20 protein-coding genes are annotated in these 17,039 nt (G+C 62.9%); 9 read left to right on the forward strand and 11 right to left on the reverse strand.

The features are described from left to right. Positions 1-39: 39 nt before the first annotated feature. The 3 genes from radA (at position 40) to disA (ending at position 3,446) form a co-directional block, all read left to right on the forward strand. On the forward strand, positions 40-1,413 hold the full coding sequence (radA, locus tag BMY91_RS16980) for a DNA repair protein RadA (protein ID WP_090823995.1): 1,374 nt from the start codon (positions 40-42) through the stop codon (positions 1,411-1,413). A 54-nt stretch (positions 1,414-1,467) separates the two neighbouring features. Continuing rightward, positions 1,468-2,091, forward strand: a complete 624-nt coding sequence (locus tag BMY91_RS16985) for a Pr6Pr family membrane protein (RefSeq protein ID WP_090823997.1) — start codon at positions 1,468-1,470, stop codon at positions 2,089-2,091. A gap of 278 nt (positions 2,092-2,369) precedes the next feature. Further along, positions 2,370-3,446 carry a DNA integrity scanning diadenylate cyclase DisA gene (gene disA, locus BMY91_RS16990; protein ID WP_024819020.1) on the forward strand — a complete coding sequence of 359 codons (1,077 nt, stop codon included), beginning with the start codon at positions 2,370-2,372 and terminating at the stop codon, positions 3,444-3,446. A 33-nt stretch (positions 3,447-3,479) separates the two neighbouring features. Here disA and BMY91_RS16995 read toward each other — a convergent pair whose 3' ends face one another. Then, positions 3,480-4,202, reverse strand: a complete 723-nt coding sequence (locus tag BMY91_RS16995; protein ID WP_090823999.1) for a hypothetical protein — start codon at positions 4,200-4,202, stop codon at positions 3,480-3,482. A 222-nt stretch (positions 4,203-4,424) separates the two neighbouring features. Here BMY91_RS16995 and BMY91_RS17000 point away from each other — a divergent pair, with 222 nt between their 5' ends. From BMY91_RS17000 to BMY91_RS17020, 5 genes are all read left to right on the forward strand, one after another. Further along, positions 4,425-6,026, forward strand: coding sequence for a sensor histidine kinase (locus tag BMY91_RS17000; protein WP_090824001.1), 1,602 nt, complete (start codon positions 4,425-4,427; stop codon positions 6,024-6,026). Between the two features lie 91 nt (positions 6,027-6,117). After that, positions 6,118-7,068 (forward strand): HhH-GPD family protein, encoded by a 951-nt coding sequence (locus tag BMY91_RS17005; RefSeq protein ID WP_090824003.1) that lies wholly within the window; start codon positions 6,118-6,120, stop codon positions 7,066-7,068. A 111-nt stretch (positions 7,069-7,179) separates the two neighbouring features. After that, positions 7,180-7,662 carry a hypothetical protein gene (locus BMY91_RS17010; protein ID WP_090824005.1) on the forward strand — a complete coding sequence of 161 codons (483 nt, stop codon included), beginning with the start codon at positions 7,180-7,182 and terminating at the stop codon, positions 7,660-7,662. Between the two features lie 107 nt (positions 7,663-7,769). Next, positions 7,770-8,303, forward strand: a complete 534-nt coding sequence (locus BMY91_RS17015; protein ID WP_090824007.1) for a hypothetical protein — start codon at positions 7,770-7,772, stop codon at positions 8,301-8,303. 140 nt (positions 8,304-8,443) lie between these two features. Next, positions 8,444-9,838, forward strand: a complete 1,395-nt coding sequence (locus BMY91_RS17020) for a cation:dicarboxylate symporter family transporter (RefSeq protein ID WP_256212801.1) — start codon at positions 8,444-8,446, stop codon at positions 9,836-9,838. Here BMY91_RS17020 and BMY91_RS17025 read toward each other — a convergent pair. Next, positions 9,792-10,604, reverse strand: coding sequence for an AraC family transcriptional regulator (locus BMY91_RS17025; RefSeq protein WP_090824009.1), 813 nt, complete (start codon positions 10,602-10,604; stop codon positions 9,792-9,794). The two genes, BMY91_RS17020 and BMY91_RS17025, sit on opposite strands and share 47 nt — an antisense overlap. A gap of 87 nt (positions 10,605-10,691) precedes the next feature. Between BMY91_RS17025 and BMY91_RS17030 the strand changes: the two genes are divergently transcribed. Further along, positions 10,692-11,195, forward strand: coding sequence for a VOC family protein (locus BMY91_RS17030; RefSeq protein ID WP_090824011.1), 504 nt, complete (start codon positions 10,692-10,694; stop codon positions 11,193-11,195). Here BMY91_RS17030 and BMY91_RS17035 read toward each other — a convergent pair. The 9 genes from BMY91_RS17035 to BMY91_RS17075 form a co-directional block, all read right to left on the reverse strand. Next, entirely contained in the window at positions 11,192-11,551 is a 360-nt protein-coding gene (locus BMY91_RS17035) for a VOC family protein (RefSeq protein ID WP_090824012.1), read from the reverse strand. The two genes, BMY91_RS17030 and BMY91_RS17035, sit on opposite strands and share 4 nt — an antisense overlap. Before the next feature lie 4 nt (positions 11,552-11,555). Continuing rightward, positions 11,556-11,816 (reverse strand): DUF4235 domain-containing protein, encoded by a 261-nt coding sequence (locus tag BMY91_RS17040; protein WP_090824014.1) that lies wholly within the window; start codon positions 11,814-11,816, stop codon positions 11,556-11,558. 90 nt (positions 11,817-11,906) lie between these two features. Further along, a complete protein-coding gene (locus tag BMY91_RS17045; protein WP_090824015.1) occupies positions 11,907-12,083 on the reverse strand; it encodes a CsbD family protein in 177 nt (58 codons plus the stop codon). A gap of 80 nt (positions 12,084-12,163) precedes the next feature. Next, complete coding sequence (gene dhaM, locus BMY91_RS17050) at positions 12,164-12,874, reverse strand: dihydroxyacetone kinase phosphoryl donor subunit DhaM (RefSeq protein ID WP_090824017.1); 711 nt, start codon at positions 12,872-12,874, stop codon at positions 12,164-12,166. Then, on the reverse strand, positions 12,871-13,533 hold the full coding sequence (gene dhaL, locus BMY91_RS17055; RefSeq protein ID WP_090824019.1) for a dihydroxyacetone kinase subunit DhaL: 663 nt from the start codon (positions 13,531-13,533) through the stop codon (positions 12,871-12,873). The genes dhaM and dhaL overlap by 4 nt, the downstream gene beginning before the upstream one ends. A 2-nt stretch (positions 13,534-13,535) precedes the next feature. Further along, the gene (dhaK, locus tag BMY91_RS17060; protein ID WP_090824021.1) at positions 13,536-14,537 is read right to left on the reverse strand and encodes a dihydroxyacetone kinase subunit DhaK; all 1,002 of its coding nucleotides are present in this window, start codon (positions 14,535-14,537) and stop codon (positions 13,536-13,538) included. Positions 14,538-14,691: 154 nt separating this feature from the next. Further along, positions 14,692-14,880, reverse strand: a complete 189-nt coding sequence (locus tag BMY91_RS17065; RefSeq protein ID WP_090824101.1) for a hypothetical protein — start codon at positions 14,878-14,880, stop codon at positions 14,692-14,694. A 12-nt stretch (positions 14,881-14,892) separates the two neighbouring features. Next, positions 14,893-16,341, reverse strand: a complete 1,449-nt coding sequence (locus tag BMY91_RS17070; protein WP_090824023.1) for an FAD-binding oxidoreductase — start codon at positions 16,339-16,341, stop codon at positions 14,893-14,895. A 161-nt stretch (positions 16,342-16,502) separates the two neighbouring features. Further along, positions 16,503-17,012, reverse strand: coding sequence for an amino-acid N-acetyltransferase (locus BMY91_RS17075; protein WP_090824025.1), 510 nt, complete (start codon positions 17,010-17,012; stop codon positions 16,503-16,505). Positions 17,013-17,039 lie beyond the last annotated feature (27 nt).

Below are 17,039 nucleotides of genomic sequence, written 5' to 3' on the forward strand. Positions count from 1 at the left end.
TGTCTAATACTGTCAGTCCCCGCGACTAACCTTGAACCCATGGCCACCAAGACTTCACGCGCATCCAAGACTCCCGCCTACAAGTGTGCCGAGTGCGGTTGGACCGCCATCAAGTGGGTGGGTCGCTGCGGCGAGTGCCAGGCTTGGGGCACCGTTGAGGAATACGGTGCCACTGTCGCGCGGACGACGGCGGCCGCCACCGTTCTGGAGCCGGCCCGCCGTATCGCTGAGGTGGATGGAACAACTGCGGCATTCCTGCCCACGGGCGTGGACGAGCTGGACCGCGTGCTGGGAGGAGGGCTTGTTCCTGGTGCCGTCATCCTGCTCGCCGGGGAGCCCGGCGTCGGAAAGTCCACGCTCCTGCTGGACGTCGCCGCCAAGTTCGCCCGCACCGGCCAGGACGTTTTGTACATCACGGGCGAGGAGTCTGCGGCCCAGGTGAAGCTGCGCGCTGAACGCATCGACGCCGTCGCACATACTCTCTATCTTTCTGCGGAAACCGATCTGGGGCAGGCACTGGGCCAGGTGGAGAAGCTGGAGCCCAAGTTGCTGATCGTGGATTCCGTCCAAACGCTGAGCAGCGCGGATGTTGAAGGCAGCGCCGGGGGCGTTTCCCAAGTCCGCGAGGTAGCCGCCTCCATCATTGCCGCAGCCAAGCGGCGGAACATGACCACGCTGCTGGTGGGCCACGTGACCAAAGAAGGCACCATCGCCGGTCCGCGGCTGCTGGAGCACCTGGTGGACGTGGTCTGTCAGTTCGAGGGCGAGCGCCACTCCCGGTTGCGTCTGCTCCGGGCCGTCAAGAACCGCTACGGTGCAACGGACGACGTCGGATGCTTTGATCTTAATGAGGCAGGCATCGAAGGCCTTGCGGATCCCAGCGGGCTGTTTGTTTCGCGGACGCGTGAGCCTGTCTCAGGGACCTGCATCACGGTGACCATGGAGGGTCGCAGGCCGTTGCTTGCCGAAGTCCAATCGCTGCTGGCGGAGAGCCCCAACTCGCAGCCACGCCGTGCCACCAGCGGCCTGGAGAGCTCCCGGGTTGCCATGCTCCTCGCGGTCCTTCAGCAGCGGGCCGGATGCATGCTTCACAAAGACGATTCCTACGTGGCGACCGTGGGCGGCGTGAAGCTCACCGAGCCGGCTACGGACCTGGCGGTTGCGTTGGCTGTGGCATCGGCCAAATCCCGTAAGGCCCTTCCCCAGCGGCTCATTGCGTTTGGCGAGGTGGGCCTGGCAGGTGAAGTCCGTCCGGTTCCCGGTATCAACCAGCGCATCCAGGAAGCCCACCGGCTGGGCTTCACCCACGCGATTGTTCCGGCCAGCCCGGCAGGCGCAGGTGTCATCCCGGAAGGCTTCTCGGTGCGCGAAGTAGGCCACTTGGCGGAGGCCCTGGAACTGCTGATCACTTAACCCTTCCGGGGTGTCGCACACCTTCCGGGCTGCGGGTTCGGCAAGGATTGGCTCATGACCAAAAGAACTGTGCTTATCGGGGGACGCTTTTTCTTCGGCCTCTTGACCCTGGTGGCGGTGGGGACGCAACTGGCTGTCCACATTGGCTTGGGGTTCGACGTCTGGAACTTCTTCAGCTACTTCACCAACCTTTCGAATCTCTTCGCCGCCGCAGTGCTCCTTATCAGTGGCTACCGGGTTCTTATCCGCAAGCGGCCAACCGAAGCGGACGATGTCACCCGTGGCACGGCCACCATTGCCATGGCCATTGTGGGCATCGTCTTCGGCGCGCTCCTCACAGGGCAGGACCTGGGATCCATGGTTCCGTGGGTCAACTTCGTGGTCCACTACCTGATTCCCGTGGTGATGGTTGCCGACTGGCTGTTCCAACCCCCACGGGCGCGCCTTGAAGTCCGGCACATCTGGTACTGGCTCATCTACCCCGTGTTTTACCTGGCTTACAGCCTGATTCGTGGCGCGTTCGTCAACTGGTACCCGTACTGGTTCATCGATCCCGCACGGGCGGGCGGCTGGGGTGGCGTGGTGGTCTTCGCGTTGGCCATCACAGTAGGTTTCGTCGTAGTGAGCTTTGCGATGCTCTGGCTCGGGAACAAGCTCAAGCGCCAGGTGGATTACTAAACGCCGGCATCGCCCGGGTATCTACACCAATTTGTTATATTTGCCCACCTCAGGGGAGAAAGTTCCCAAAGTGCACCTGTAGGACAGCTCGGGAAATGCACCTTCCAAGGCTCATGGAACATCACGAAATGACCCACTTTGGGGCTTGCTGGTGCGGTTAACAGTGCCCGGAAGCCCTATCATTGTGCTTGTCGTCATGTGGGCATTTTGGTTGAGCGCACTGACGCCGGATTCAGCTTGTCTGTGAGCCGTGGCTTACACCTTCGAAGGGAAACCCTATGGCCCGGAGCCCGGAAGAATCGCTCAAGGCGACTCTGGCCAGAGTCGCACCCGGAACTCCGTTACGCGATGGCCTCGAACGCATCCTCCGTGGGCGCACTGGGGCCTTGATTGTGCTGGGTTATGACCGCACCATCGACTCCATCTGTTCCGGTGGCTTCGATATCGGCATCGACTTCTCCCCCACCCGGCTCCGTGAGTTGGCCAAGATGGACGGCGCCATCATTTGCGACAAGGACGCCAGCAACATCGTGCGCGCGGCAGTCCAGCTGGTTCCGGACTCGAGCATCGAAACCCAGGAATCCGGCACCAGGCACCGCACCGCCGAGCGCGTGGCCATCCAGACCGGCGTTCCCGTCATTTCAGTCAGCCAATCCATGCAGATCATCGCTCTTTACGTGAACGGCCTGCGGCACGTGCTGGAGGGCTCCGAAAAGGTGCTGGCCAGGGCCAACCAGGCCCTGGCGACGCTGGAACGGTACAGCGCACGGTTGGACCAAGTCACCAGTTCCCTTTCTGCCTTGGAAATCGAAGCCCTGGTTACCGTCAGGGACGTCGCCGTGACACTCCAGCGCCAGGAAATGGTTCGCCGCATCTCCGAGGAAATCGCCCAATACGTCCTTGAACTGGGCGAGGACGGCCGGCTCCTTTCCCTCCAGGTGGAGGAGCTCACCATGGGCCGGGGCCCGGGCAGCGACGTCATCATCCGTGACTACTCTGACCCCGACGCCACCCCGGAAGAGATCGAGGAAGCCGTCCAGGCCCTCCTCAACCTGGGCCCGACTGAACTGATCGACCTCAGCCGCATCGCCCACATCATCGGGTTCGCTGGTGGGGTTGAGCAACTGGATGCCGTGGTTCAACCGCGCGGCTACCGGCTGCTGTCCGGCTTGAAGTCCGTCCCGAAGGCAGTGGCCGACCGCCTGGTGGACTACTTCGGAGGGCTCCAGAACCTCATGGCGGCCACCATCGATGACCTCATGACTGTTGACGGCATCGGCGATCAGCGTGCCCGTACAGTCCGCGAGGGCTTGAGCCGCATGGCGGAAGCCAGCTTGCTGGACCGCTTCCTTTAAGCCGGCTGCCGTCGTCGAACGCTGTTGGAGCGGCTAGTTCAGCTGGAAGACTGCCTTGGGGCTGGCTTTGTTTCCAAGGCGTGCCTCGAACGTGTAGTAGGCCCCACCGCCGCCGGGTTTGGCGTTGATGGCACCGCAGCCCTCCAATGTCCGGTTGCGCTGCCACGGGAAGTTCGCAGTTTCGCTCTTGCCCGGCTGGATGGTCTTGATGAGGTCCTCGCCGCCTGTTTGGCAGTCCTTGGATGAGAAGATGCGGTCCGAGCCGCTCATCACCAAGTACTCCATTTGCGACGTCCCCACATTGACCTCGCACGGGGCTGTGCCGCCGTTGGTGATGGTCATGGTGAGCAGAGGTTTCTCTTCACCGCCATAGGCGGCCTTGTCGGTTTTGGCGGCGACGGTCATGAGGTTGAAGTCGCACACAGGCGTGGGCGAGGCGGAGGGTGACGGCGTTCCTGAAGGGGCACTCCCCTGCGTCGGTGCCTGGGAAGCATCCGGCGTGCTGGCCGCCTGTGGTTCAGATTTACCGGTAACCGCACCAGTGATGGCGACGGCCGCTGCCACGAGCAAGACGATCACCAGCAGCAGGCCACCAAAAACAACCTGACGACGACGGCGGTACACGGCCGGGCTGGGCCGCCGCCTCGGGCCTGGGCTGCTTTTGCCCGTGGCTCCGGCGCGGGATGAGCCAAGGGCAGCACCCTTCGCCGGCGCTGTTGAGCGCGCGGTCGACTGCTGCTTACCCCTGTTGGCCATGGTTCTAGGCTAGGCTCGCGGCCGTCGGGCCACCTAACCTACACGCCGCAGCGGCCCAATCCGGGGCTGTGTGACGTCGGCCATGGGGGTGAACAAGCGTGGTTACGGAGAGCCACAAAAGAGCCAGGGAAAACCAAGTGCCGGCCCGTCCCCGGTGAGTATGCTGTGGCTATTGGCATCGAGCCTGTATTTGGGCTGCTTCGGGGGAGAGGGCTGGAGATCATGCAGGACACATCCGTTTTCATGCCATTGGACGATTTCTTCGGCAACATCGGCAGACGTAAAGCCATTTTCTTGTGCCAGCTGCCCCTGACGTTGGCAATGGGCTTGATCATCCTCTTTGTTCTTCTCTTCAGCCCCGAAACAATGGCCGATGCAGCCTTCCAGTTAACGCTGGCGGTTCATGTGCTGATGCTTGTTGCTTGTGTTGCTTTGCCGTGGAACAAACTTCCTCCCTGGAGTTTTGTCCTCATTCCGTTGGCAGACTTCCTGGTCCTCGGTCTGACCCGGGAGCTCGGGGGTCCCGTCCTCAGTGTGGTCACGCTTCTGATGGTTTTCCCGGTGATTTGGCTCGCCGTCAGTGCCAGTGTCACACGCTTGATCCTCGCCATCGCGGGACCTTTGGCCGGGATCATCGCATCTCCCTACATATTGGGACACCTGGTGGAGCGGGCCGAGCTCATTCGGATGATTGTGGTCCCGGTCATCCTGGCAGGGGTTGCCCTGACAGCCCATCTGGTGGCAGGCGTGGTGGTCAGGCACAGGGACATCCAGATCCGGAAAGACAGGGAGCTTGTCCGCCTTCACAAAGCCACCCAGGACCATCAACAGCTTCTTGACGCTGTGCTGGAAACTGTGAACGTCGGAGTGTGGGCAATGGACGCCAACGGCGACGATATTCTGACCAACCACCGTTTTCGAATGGACCGGAAGTCCGCCCAGCAGATCCCGGGCGATAACCCCTTCCTCACGTCGGATGGCATCACGGAACTCTCCGACAGCCCGGCAGGACTTGCCATGTCCGGGCGCAGTTTCACCAACAAACTGATACGCGTAGGCAATAACAACCCGCAGATGATCTTTTCCGTCGCTGCCAGGCAATTTCATGACGGCGACGGCCGGATCAAAGGTTCAGTCCTGGCCTTCACCGACGTCACAGCGTTGGTCACAGCGCTTGAAGCGAAGGACAAGTTCGTGGCAACTGTCTCGCACGAACTTCGAACCCCACTGACGTCCATGCTCGGCTACCTGCAGCTCCTGGACGATGAACCGAACCCCGCGTACCTGCGCGTTATCGAGCGAAACGCGCAACGCCTCCTGACTCTGATCAATGATCTCCTGCTGGTGGCCTCGGAGGACCTGGAAATTCGGCGGAAACCGGCCAATCTCTCCCAGCTGATGGACAGAGCCAGCCGAGCTGCCGAACAGGAGGCGAGCGCCAAAGGCATCGTCATTCATGAGCAGATCGATGCCGGGGTTGAGGCCGAGGTGGATGCGGGTCAGTTCACCCGGGCGGTTGAGCAATTGCTGTCCAATGCCATCAAGTTCTCGCCCCGGGGCAGTGAAGTCACTGTTGCCCTCAGAAGGCAAAACGGCGGGTTCATCTGCTCCATCAGCGATCAAGGCTTGGGTATGACCCCGGAAGAGCAAGAACAGGCATTCACAAAATTCTTCCGATCCGACCAAGCCATGAAGACCGCCATCCCGGGTGCCGGCTTGGGACTGTCCATCAGCAAAGCAATCGTTGAGGCTCACGGCGGACAGATAGACCTTGAAAGCAGCCCGGGAAAGGGCACCACGGTGACGCTGAACATGACACACTAGCCGCCGGGCAAGGACCACACTCTGATTTGTAGCCGGGCTGGGCTTTCCACCGATTCCCGCAGTGCCGGAATCCACTACAGTGGAGGGCAGCATGACACTTCCCGATTCAGGCCAACTGACAGGCCTCCATGAAGCCCTTGATCAGTGGTTCGCCGGGGCCGCCCGCGACCTGCCGTGGCGTGAGCCGGACTGTACTCCGTGGGGCATCCTGGTCAGCGAAGTGATGCTCCAACAGACGCCGGTGGTTAGGGTTCTCCCTGTGTGGCGTGACTGGATGGAGCGCTGGCCCACCCCCGCCCACCTTGCCGACGAACCGTCGGGCGCAGCTGTACGCCATTGGGGCCGGTTGGGCTATCCGCGCCGCGCACTGCGGCTGCACGCGGCCGCCGTCGCCATCCGCGAGCAGCACGGCGGCAGGGTTCCTGACAACCACGCCGAGCTCCTGGGCCTCCCGGGCGTCGGCAGTTACACAGCTGCCGCCGTCGCCGCTTTTGCTTTCGGGCGCCGCGAGACCGTGGTGGACACCAACATCCGGCGCGTCCATGCGCGGCTCATCTCCGGCAGTGCGCTGCCAGCACCGGCCTTGACCGCCGCGGAGATGCGCTTGGCCGAGGCACTCCTGCCCCAGGATCAGGAATTATCCGTGCGGTGGAATGCGTCCGTCATGGAACTCGGCGCCATGATGTGTACGGCCCGCAATCCCAAGTGCGCTGACTGTCCCGTCCGGCCAAGCTGTGCCTGGCTCGCCGCCGGTGAGCCGCCGCCGTCGTACACGCCCAAGGGACAGTCCTGGCACGGCACCGACCGGCAGGTCAGGGGTGCCGTGATGGCCGTCCTGCGCGAGGCTGCCTCCCCCGTGCCCCGCGAGATGTTCGAGCAGGCGCCGGCCGACCTCGGATTCGCTCCGTCAGGCATCGGAATTCCCCTGGCTGCGCTGCACCGCCTCAACTCGGCCCCGGAGCAGCTGGAGCGGGCACTTGACGGCCTGTTGGTGGACGGTTTGGCAGAGATGCACGACGGCGGTTTGCGGCTTCCGGCGTAGTGGCCCCGGGATCGGTATCGGTTCCGCAACGGAGCATCCCGGCCCATAACGATGAAAGGTCCGATTTCGGATTGCCGGAGACACCATGTCCAGGCAGTCTTACCCTGAAGCATGGGCAGAATCGGATTGGCGTTGACCCTTGCCGGCACGGCGGCACTGCTTCCGGGCTGTTATCCGGAGGCTGTAGCGTGCCCGGCCATTGGTCATGTCGCCGGGGTATCCCTGACTGTTGCAGCAAGCTACGCGAACCAGGTTGGCTCGCTTCGGCTCAAGGCCTGCCAGGATGGTACGTGCACGGACAAAGAGCTGGTACTGCATCCGGGATCAGTTGCCGTGGACCAGGGTTGCTCGCCGGAGGGCGTGTGTTCAGCCACCCCGTCACTTGATGGGACGTTGCAGGGCTTCCTGGAAATGCCCTGGCTCTCCGAGTCACCCATCGAGGCAACCGTAAGCGGCACATCGCCGGCGGGCGCAGCCTTGCCCCTGCGCACGCTGACGTTTACGCCGAAGGGCGCGTACCCGTACGGAGAGCAATGCGGCCGCGTCATTTCTGCCGGCGCAGTGCTGGATGCGGCCGGCCTGAGCCAGACGTAGCCGTCACCTGCTGGAATCCACACCGTCTTTCCCTAGCGGCATGCGGCGCCTCCCGGTAGTCTCGTGTCACCCCGGGCGGACAGCGGGGGCTAATCCCTGGAGGCGAAGTGCGCAGCACAAACAGTCCACAGGCCACCCCGGCAGACTGGTCGCTGGCCCTGGACCTCAGCACCAGAATCAACAACAGGCACGGCGGGAGCCTCCACCAATTCCGCGAGGCCCTGACTCCATCCGCGCGGAGCCAGGACCTTGGGCATCGCGGCCGCCGCCAACACCGACTGGGCCCTTTGCCGTCATTCGACGATGAGAACGTCAGCCTGACCATCGTTGCCGAGACGGTGGAGCTGGGGTGGTTCGCCGTAGGGCCCGCCCCGGAGGGAACATGCCTCACGGTGTCCATGGCCGCGCACAGCAAGGACACAGGACATCCAGCAGCCCTCCCCTTGGCCGAATGCGATGCCTGGATGCAGGCGTTGCTGGGCGGACCTTGGATGGCGCACGCCTACCGGTGCGAGTGTGCCACCGGAGCTGCAAGCGAGCGCGTGGTGTCCTACAGACTGTTTCTGGACCAAAACCACAAACCCGTCGCCAAGCCACAGGAGGTTCTGGCAGAGGCCTGCCACCCCCTGCAGGCATCATAGTTTTCCGCATGATGAAAACTTGATTCCGATATTAAACACAACGGGTCTCCGGAATTAGCAATTCGGAAACAAGGCCCTCATAGCGTCTTGTGTGATCCCGGCCGCAACCCACCGCGGCCACCGCACAGATAGGCGCCCACTTGAAGATCCCCGCATCCGCAGCACCCCCGGCAGCCCCGGCAGCGAAAAAGCCACTGTACAAATCCTTGTTCTTCCAAATCCTGGTGGCCGTGGTGTTGGGCATCGCCATTGGCTACCTGTGGCCGAGTGTTGGTTCCGCGCTTCGTCCACTGGGCGATGGCTTCATTCAGCTCATCAAAATGATCATCGCACCGCTGATCTTCCTGGTCATCGTCACGGGGATCTCTGCTGTGGGGGACGTGAAATCTGTCGGCCGGGTAGGCGTCAAGGCGTTGATCTACTTCACCGCGGCCACACTTTTTGCCCTGGCCTTTGGACTGGTGGTTGCCAACATCGTGCAGCCGGGCGCAGGCCTGAATATTGACCCTGCGTCCCTGTCCGAGGATGCCGTTAACGCCAAAACCACCACCGCGCCACCCAAGGATGCGGGACAGTTCCTGCTGGGCATCATCCCCACCAGCGTGGTGGGGGCGTTCGCGTCGAACACCCTGCTGCAGGTCCTGTGCTTCGCAGTCTTCTTCGGCGCGGCCATCGTGGTGGTGGGCCGCGAGAAGTGCAAGCCCGTCATAGACCTCATGGAGACGACGCTGGAACTCTTCTTCAAGATCATGTCCTGGGTCATGCGTGTTGCTCCGGTGGGCGCCTTCGGTGCCATGGCCTTCATCATCGGCCAGTACGGGCTCAGTTCGCTGAGCACCTATGCCCTGCTGGTGGCAGCGTGCTACGGCTCGGCGTTGGTCTTCATTGGCTTGCTGTTTGTGGTGGCCTGGGTCTATCCGCGCGTTCCGCTGTGGCAGTTCATCAAATACTCCCGCGAAGAATTCATGCTTGCTTTGGGCACGGCCTCCACAGAATCCGTACTCCCCCGGATCATGACCAAACTGACCAACGCCGGCTGTTCGCGGGCAACCACGGGACTGGTGGTGCCCACCGGGTACTCGTTCAACCTGGATGGCGCGGCACTCTACCTTTCCATCTCCCTCCTTTTCCTGGCCCAGGCCTTTGGCCACAACCTGGATCTGGGTCAGCAACTGGCAGCGCTCGGCATCCTGATGCTCACGTCCAAGGGCATGGCCGGCGTGCCCGGCTCCGCATTCCTTGCCCTCTCCGCCACAGCTGGGGCCCTGGGCATCTTCCCGGTGGCGGGAGTTGCCCTCCTGCTGGGAGCCGACCGCTTGATGGACTCAATGCGCGTTGTGGTCAACCTGCTCGGCAACTGCGTTGCCACCTTCGTGGTGTCCAAATGGGAGGGGCAGTTCGATCGCGATGCCATGCTGGCAGCGTTTCGCGGGGAGGACCCGTCGCCGGACGTCACCGCAGCGCCAACCGAACCTTTGGTGCCGGCCGTCAGGGCTCCGCAGCCCCAGCTGACCTCCGATACGTACTCGGCGTAAAGCCCAAGTACTTCTGGAAGTCGTTCGTCAGGTGCGCATGGTCCGCGTAGCCAAGTTCGACGGCGATCGCGGCAAGGTCCGCTGTGGGCTCGGACCGGGCGCGCTCGGCCGCATCCTGGAGTCTTCGGCGCCGGATAAGGGCGGAGGGACTCAACCCGACATACTTCCTGGCGATCCGTTGCAATGTTCGCGGGGACACCGCAAGGCGTGACGCTGCGTCCTCGATCAGCACCACCTCCGGGCCTGATGCGATGACGTCCATCATCCGGTTGGCAAGCAAAGCCTCTTCGGAGAGCGCACCATCCAAGGAAGCCAGCCAGGCAGCGAAGGCCTCCACTGCCCGCCGGCGGTGAGTGCCGTCGTCGTGCGTTGCTTCGCCGCGACGCGTGGCCATGGCGCCCGCAACAGCCGCATGCAGTTCCCCCAACTCCACGCCCACTTCCGTGTCCCGAAGAGTTCCCGGAGCATCCGTGAAGAGCGGTACGGCTGCCGGACGCAGCAAGGCACCTACGGCCCAGCCTTTACCGGTCAGGTCACGGTAAGCGGCGCGGGTTGTGGGTCCCGAGAAGATCACATCAGCGGGCTGCACCACCAGATTGGACGTCGGGTATGGGATCACGTGCTGGCGGGACGAACGGCCGGGCTCGATGTCCCACTCGGGAATCCAGAACCATTCCACCAGGTCCGCCACTGCCCCGGGCGCGGGAAAGCGGTGGAAGGTGGGTAGCCGCGCGGGATAGAGGATGCCTTTGAACGAATCCTTCATTGGAGCCTCCCCAGGAAACCACCCATCGAGAAAATCCGTCGCGAATCTCCAAGCGCCGGACCCTGCCAGGTACGTAGCGTCATAACCATGACAGATACTACAAGCACTGAAGCAGCCACCGGCCAGTACACCACGCACGGCATCCCGAACGGACTGACCAGCCTCACACCGTTCCTTGCCGTGCCCAACGCCAAGGCAGCCATCGCCTTCTACCGTGACGTATTCGGGGCCCGGGTGGTCGGTGAGACCGAGATGGGCGGAGTGGTGGTCCACGCCGAACTGGACTTCGGCAACGGCCACCTTCAACTCGGGGAACCCAGCCCGGACTACCACCTGGTCCCGGCACCGTCGGGCGAGGACGACTGTTACTCGCTGGGCCTGTACTGCCCCGATGCAGACGGCCTTGTCCGGAAGGCAGAGCAAGCGGGCGCAACCGTCCGGGAGCCTCTGACCACGTTCGTCTCAGGTGACCGCTACGCGAGCATCCGCGATCCGTTCGGTGTTCGCTGGTCCATCATGACCCGGGTTGAGGACCTCTCGGAGGAAGAGAGCAACCGCCGAGTGGAGGAGTGGGCTGCGCAGCAGGGCTAACTGAGGCAAAGGCAGAACGGGTGCCCGGCGGGGTCCAGGAATACCCTGAACGTTTCGCCGGGCTGGTGATCGGCCTTGGTGGCGCCCAGCGAGAGGGCAACTTCCTCACCCTTGTCCAGATCTTCCACCACCATGTCCAGGTGCATTTGCTGCGGGATGGTTTGCCCTGGCCACACGGGAGCCTGATACACCTCCACCTGCTGGAAGGAGATGCAGTTGCTGCCGTCGCCAGGACGAATGTCGAACCAGTCGCCCTTGTCCTCTACTTCCCAGCCGAAGAGTTCGCCATAGAAGGCGGCGAGCACAGCGGGATCGGGACAATCGATGACCACACTCGGAAATTTAGCTATTGCCATGTTCTTAGACCTCGTCTGCGGTTTTCTTCATGCGGGCCAGGGCACTCTTGGTGCCCCGCTGGGTGAGAACGTGAACGATTGCGCCAACGCCGGCGGATACAACCGCGAACACCAGCACACCGGGCAGGGAGTCGTTGAGATCGGTCCCGTCCTTGGGGGCGGGCTTGCCGGTCTTCTTCTCCCAAAGGCCCTCCAGCGTCTTGTTCGCGAGGGCACCTGCACCGAGGCTTACCGCAAGGCCGAAAAGTTTTACCAATATGTTCACGATAATTCCTCCATCAGATAGCGCGCCTCGATACGAGGCCCCACATAACAAGACAGGGCCGCTGCATCCGCAGCGGCCCTGTCCACATTCCTAGTCCTTCTTGAAGGCGTCCTTCACCTTCTCGCCGGCGCCCTTGAGGTCTGCTTTCACCTGGTCGCCTTTGCCTTCAGCTTCGAGGCCCTTGTCGTCAGTCAACTTGCCTGCAGCTTCCTTGGCCTTGCCGCCAAGCTTCTCGCCGGCATTCTCCAACTTGTCGTCTGCACCCATGGTCGCACCTCTTTCGTCGTAGGAACCTTGTACCTCTACAACATCACTAATCAGCATACTTAGCAATATTTGACGGTAAATCAGCTTGCCTGGAGCTCGCCAAATCCGTCCTCCACCAAGCGCTTCACGTACTCAACGGCCTTCACTGCGTCCTTGCCGCCCGCCTCCACCCTGAGAATGGAGCCCTTGCCGGCGGCGAGCGCCATCAGCGCCATAATGGACATGCCGTCGACGCCGTTTACAGTCACCTCGGCGTCCAGCCCGGATAGCCCGCCCGCGATCTTCGCGGCCGGGCGCGCGTGCATGCCGAGGGGGTTGATGAGCTCGAACTCGCCGCTTGCCTCCGGCGCTCCTGCGCCAGGTCCCGCAGCTTGTCCGGCGGCCGGTGAACCTGCCAGCGTAGCGGCCCGGAAGCCCACGGCCTCAGCCGCCTGCCGCACATCGTCCGCGCCGGCGCCGCCCTGGGCAGCCACCGCGGCGGCAACCAGCCCTTCAACCAGGGGTGCATCGGCAAGAAGTACGGCATCGGGGTCACTGGCGAACTCCATGGCGGATTCAGCTGTCATGACAGCGGACCCCAGATCAGTCAGCACCACCACGCCGTCACCTCCCGAATCAACCAGGGACTGCTCGACGGCGGCCAGCACCTTCTCCAGGCTGGTTCCGATCCTGTCGTCGTCCGTACCTCCGGCGGCGACGAGGTCCACGTCGGGTGCCATTTGGGCGGCGAGTTCCACGGCACCCTCGGCGATCTTGCTGCTGTGAGAGACCACCACAATCCCAACGGTCATACGGCGTCGGTTCCAGCATCACCGGCAGAGCCGGCCGCCGCGGCCGCGGCGGCTCGAAGGAGCAGCGCGGTGGAGGCGGCGCCGGGGTCGCGATGACCTGCACTGCGCTCCCCCAAGTAGCTGGCCCTGCCTTTGCGTGCAATCAGCGGATCGGTGGCCGCGGCCCCGGTCTCCGCCGCTTCTGCAGCTGCCTCCAGGACGCCTACCGGATCTGCACCATCCGACGCCGCCTTCCGGGCTGCCTCCACGGCCGGCGTCCACGCGTCAATCATGGTCTTGTCACCTAGTTCGGCCTTGCCCCTGGCCACTACACCATCACGGGCGGCCTCCAGCGCTGCTGCCAAGGCCTCGGAGTCCACGGTGGCGGCATCCCCCAACGAGGTGGCGGCCCGGAGATACGCGGTGCCATACAACGGCCCGGCGGCGCCGCCCACCTTGGACATGAGTGCCATCGCGGTAGCCTTGAGCGCCGCACCCGGGCTCTCCGGCGGCGTCTCGTCGAGCTTCTGGAGCACAGCTTGAAAACCTCGATCCATGTTTTCGCCGTGGTCCGAGTCGCCGATTGCCCGGTCCAGTTCAATCAGCTCCACGCGGTGTTCCGCCATGGCTTGGGCGGAGAGCTTCAACCAGTCCAAGGCCCAATTAACGTCCAACGCCATGCTCAGGCACCCCACCGCAGCGCGGCGGTGTGGACGGGCGCATCCCAGAGCCGCGTCAGCTCGTCATCCAGGCGCAGCACGGACACGGAACAACCCTGCATTTCCAGGGACGTGACGTAATTGCCCACCAGGGACCGTTCCACAGTGACCCCGCGCTCGGCCAGCACCTGCGCCGCACGCCTGTAGACGATGTACAACTCACTTTGGGGCGTGCCGCCCATACCGTTGACGAACAGCAGCACTTTGTCTCCGGACGCCACGGCGAGGTCCTCGAGGACGGGCTCCAGTAGCCGGTCCGTAATGGCGTCGGCACTCTCCATGGCGATCCTGTGCCGGCCAGGCTCACCATGGATGCCAATGCCAATCTCGATCTCGTCGTCCGCCAGCTCGAAGCTGGGCGTACCGGCATGCGGTACCGTGCATCCGGACAGGGCGACACCCATGGTCCGCACGTTGGCCACTACGCGCTCGGCAATGGCGGTGACCGTGTCAAGATCGTCGCCTCGCTGGGCGGAGGCACCCGCGATCTTCTCAACCATGACAGTCCCACCCACACCACGGCGACCGGCCGTGTACAGCGAATCCTCCACCGCGACGTCGTCATTCACCAGCACCGAACGCACATGCACGCCTTCGGCCTGCGCCATCTCGGCCGCGGTCTCGAAGTTCAGGACGTCGCCGGTGTAGTTCTTGACGATATGTACGACGCCGGCACCTGAGTCCACCGCGACGGTCGCCGGGATGATCTGGTCGGGCGTGGGCGAGGTGAAGACTGCGCCGGGGACGGCGGCGTCGAGCATTCCAAGCCCGACAAAACCTGCATGCAGTGGCTCGTGGCCACTTCCACCACCGGATACCAAGGCAACTTTGCCCGCTACCGGCGCACCTTTCCGGACGACGAATTTGGGCTCCGGATGGACGTCCACGATGTCGGCATGTGCCATGCCGAAACCTTCAACGGACTCGTCCACCACGGCGCGTGGATCATTGATGAGCTTTTTCATTGGATGCTCCTGGGCGTGCTGTGGCTGGTGCTCTGACCCTACTACCGGCGGGCCGGGACAGGGTAGGCCTTGTGGTGGCACGAAGGTACTTAAAGGGTGGAAGGGGCAGCCCATAGTGGCTGCCCCTTCCAACTGCTCGTTCTTTCGAAAAGCACTAGTCACCGGCAGGAGGCGGCGTCACCGCCTCAGCCTCGTCCCTGGCCCGGTATTCGGGCCAGAAGGCTGAATAGAGATCCGGATCAGAGTGGCGGTCACCCGTCCACGAGGCTTCATGGGGCCACGATCCGTGCGGAATGTCGATTTGAAAAGCGGAGAAGTCGGGAAACGTGACGCGACTGTTCATGGTCCGCACCGCTTAACTGTTCAGGACGGCGTCGCCGCCGGCGGTCACAACGTCTTCAAGCAGCACGGTCTGGTCGATCACCGGGAGCCCCACTACGTGGCCAAAGCTGAACATGTTCTTCGGATCCAGCTCCGCTTTCGCCTTCCGGAGCCGCTCACGTGCGCTGGGCAGCCAAGGCCGTTCCCGGTCTTCGGCATCCACAAAGTGGCCGTGCAGGTTGACGAACGTGCCGGCATTCGCAGCGGGACGAAGATCTTCATGGACAGCGTTGAAGACTGCCGGCAGCACATCGAGCACCGGGGGAACAGCGATCGCACCCATGAAGAAACTGAACGCTGCATCGCGCCCACCCACAATGTCCTCGCCCTCTGAACTCTTGGCCAGCGCCCCACCCAGAAGACGGATCTCTGCCAGCAAAACAGGACTTTCCACACCGGGACCAAAGTGCCGCAACAAGGTGTCCGCGGCTTGGTCGTCCAGCCGATCCAGCAGGAAGCCGTGCTCCCGCACCGGCACCGGCTGATCCGGATCCTGGTGGATCGTGTCGAATTGGGTGGCGTCCAAGGGTCCCGTGGCATCCATCATTAACGGAGCGCAGTGGCGCATGGGCTCAAGTAACTCCGCCGCGGTTGCCAGGTCTCCTTGGAAGGCGTAGCGGAGATGGATGACGAATTTTCCGCGCAAGGGTTCCGGAATCATCTCCATGTCCGGAAGACGGAGGAAGGCCATGGACGCCGACGCCTCTACGGGCAGCGATGGCACCCATTCCCTGAACGCCCCCAGTACTTCAGGGGCATACCCGCCGTCGAAGTAAACCCCACCCGCATAGAGATCGGCCGCCGGAAAGAGGTGGAATTCCATGGCGGTGACGATGCCAAGATTGCCCTTGCCGCCGCGCAGGAGGTAGAAAAGCTCCGGGTTCTCATCCTTGGTCACCCTACGGTGGGTGCCATCTGCCGTGACCAGCTCGAAGGCGATGACGTGGTCCGAGGCGAAGCCATACTTGCGGCCAAGGATCGGCAGGCCACCGCCCAGGGTGTAGCCCACCACGCCTACGTCAGTAGTGGAACCGCACAGCCCCATCAAACCGAAGGTCGCGGCGAGATCCACCACAGCCTTCCAGCGGACCCCCGCGCCAACCCGGGCTGTCTTCTCCAATGGATCAATGCTGAGCTCCAGCATGCGGCGGGTGCTGATCAGCAGCCCACCTTCAATGGCGTTGGTGGCACCGTGGCCGGTGGATTGGACGGAAACGGGCATTCCACGTTCCGCTGCCCAGCGAACCGCCGCTGAGACGTCCTCTGCGTCGAGGGCGCCGAAGGCAAGATCCGGCTGGTGTTGCGTGGACAAATTGAAGGCCGCTACTTCGGCGGCGAAGCCGGGATCGGCAGGCGTGAACACTGGACCGCGCACGCTGAGTTGGAGTTCTGAAACATCTGAAAAGGACGCGTGGGACTGCATGATCTTCTCTCAATTGACCGATGTGGTGGAAGCTTCCCCAGCAAGCCTCCATCAGTTTATCCATCAACTGGATATAAAAGAAGGGGTATTAAATCACCCATAATCGGGCAGGGTTGAACAACACGCAAAGGCGTGCAGCGAGAGGGTGTTTTTGGGCAGCCTTAGAGCTGCTTGATCATGCGGGTGTTACCCAAGGTGTTTGGCTTCACGCGGGCAAGATCCAGGAACTCCGCCACGCCCTCATCATGCGAGCGCAGCAGTTCGGAATACACCTGCGGGTCTACGGCGGATTGGTCCGCCATCACTTCGAAGCCATGTCGCTTGAAGAAGTCCACCTCGAACGTCAGGCAGAAGACGCGTCTGACCCCGAGGGCACGTGCTTCTTCCAGCAGGTTCTCCACCAAGACATGTCCCACGCCGCGCCCTCGCCAGGAGTCGGCTGCAGCGAGCGTGCGTATTTCGGCCAGGTCTTCCCACATGACGTGCAAGGCACCGCAGCCGATCACCTCGCCATCCTCGGATTCGGCGATCCGGAATTCCTGCAGGCTTTCGTAATAAGCCACAGTCTCCTTGGCCATGAGGATCCGCTCCTCGGCCAAGGGAGCCACAAGCCTCTTGATGGCCGCCACATCGCTGGTGCGGGCAGGGCGGAGGCTGAAGGTCGGATTCACTCCCCCATCCTAACGAGGAAGGATCTT

This window comes from Arthrobacter sp. yr096 (genome assembly GCF_900108925.1).
Classification (GTDB): Bacteria; Actinomycetota; Actinomycetes; order Actinomycetales; family Micrococcaceae; genus Arthrobacter.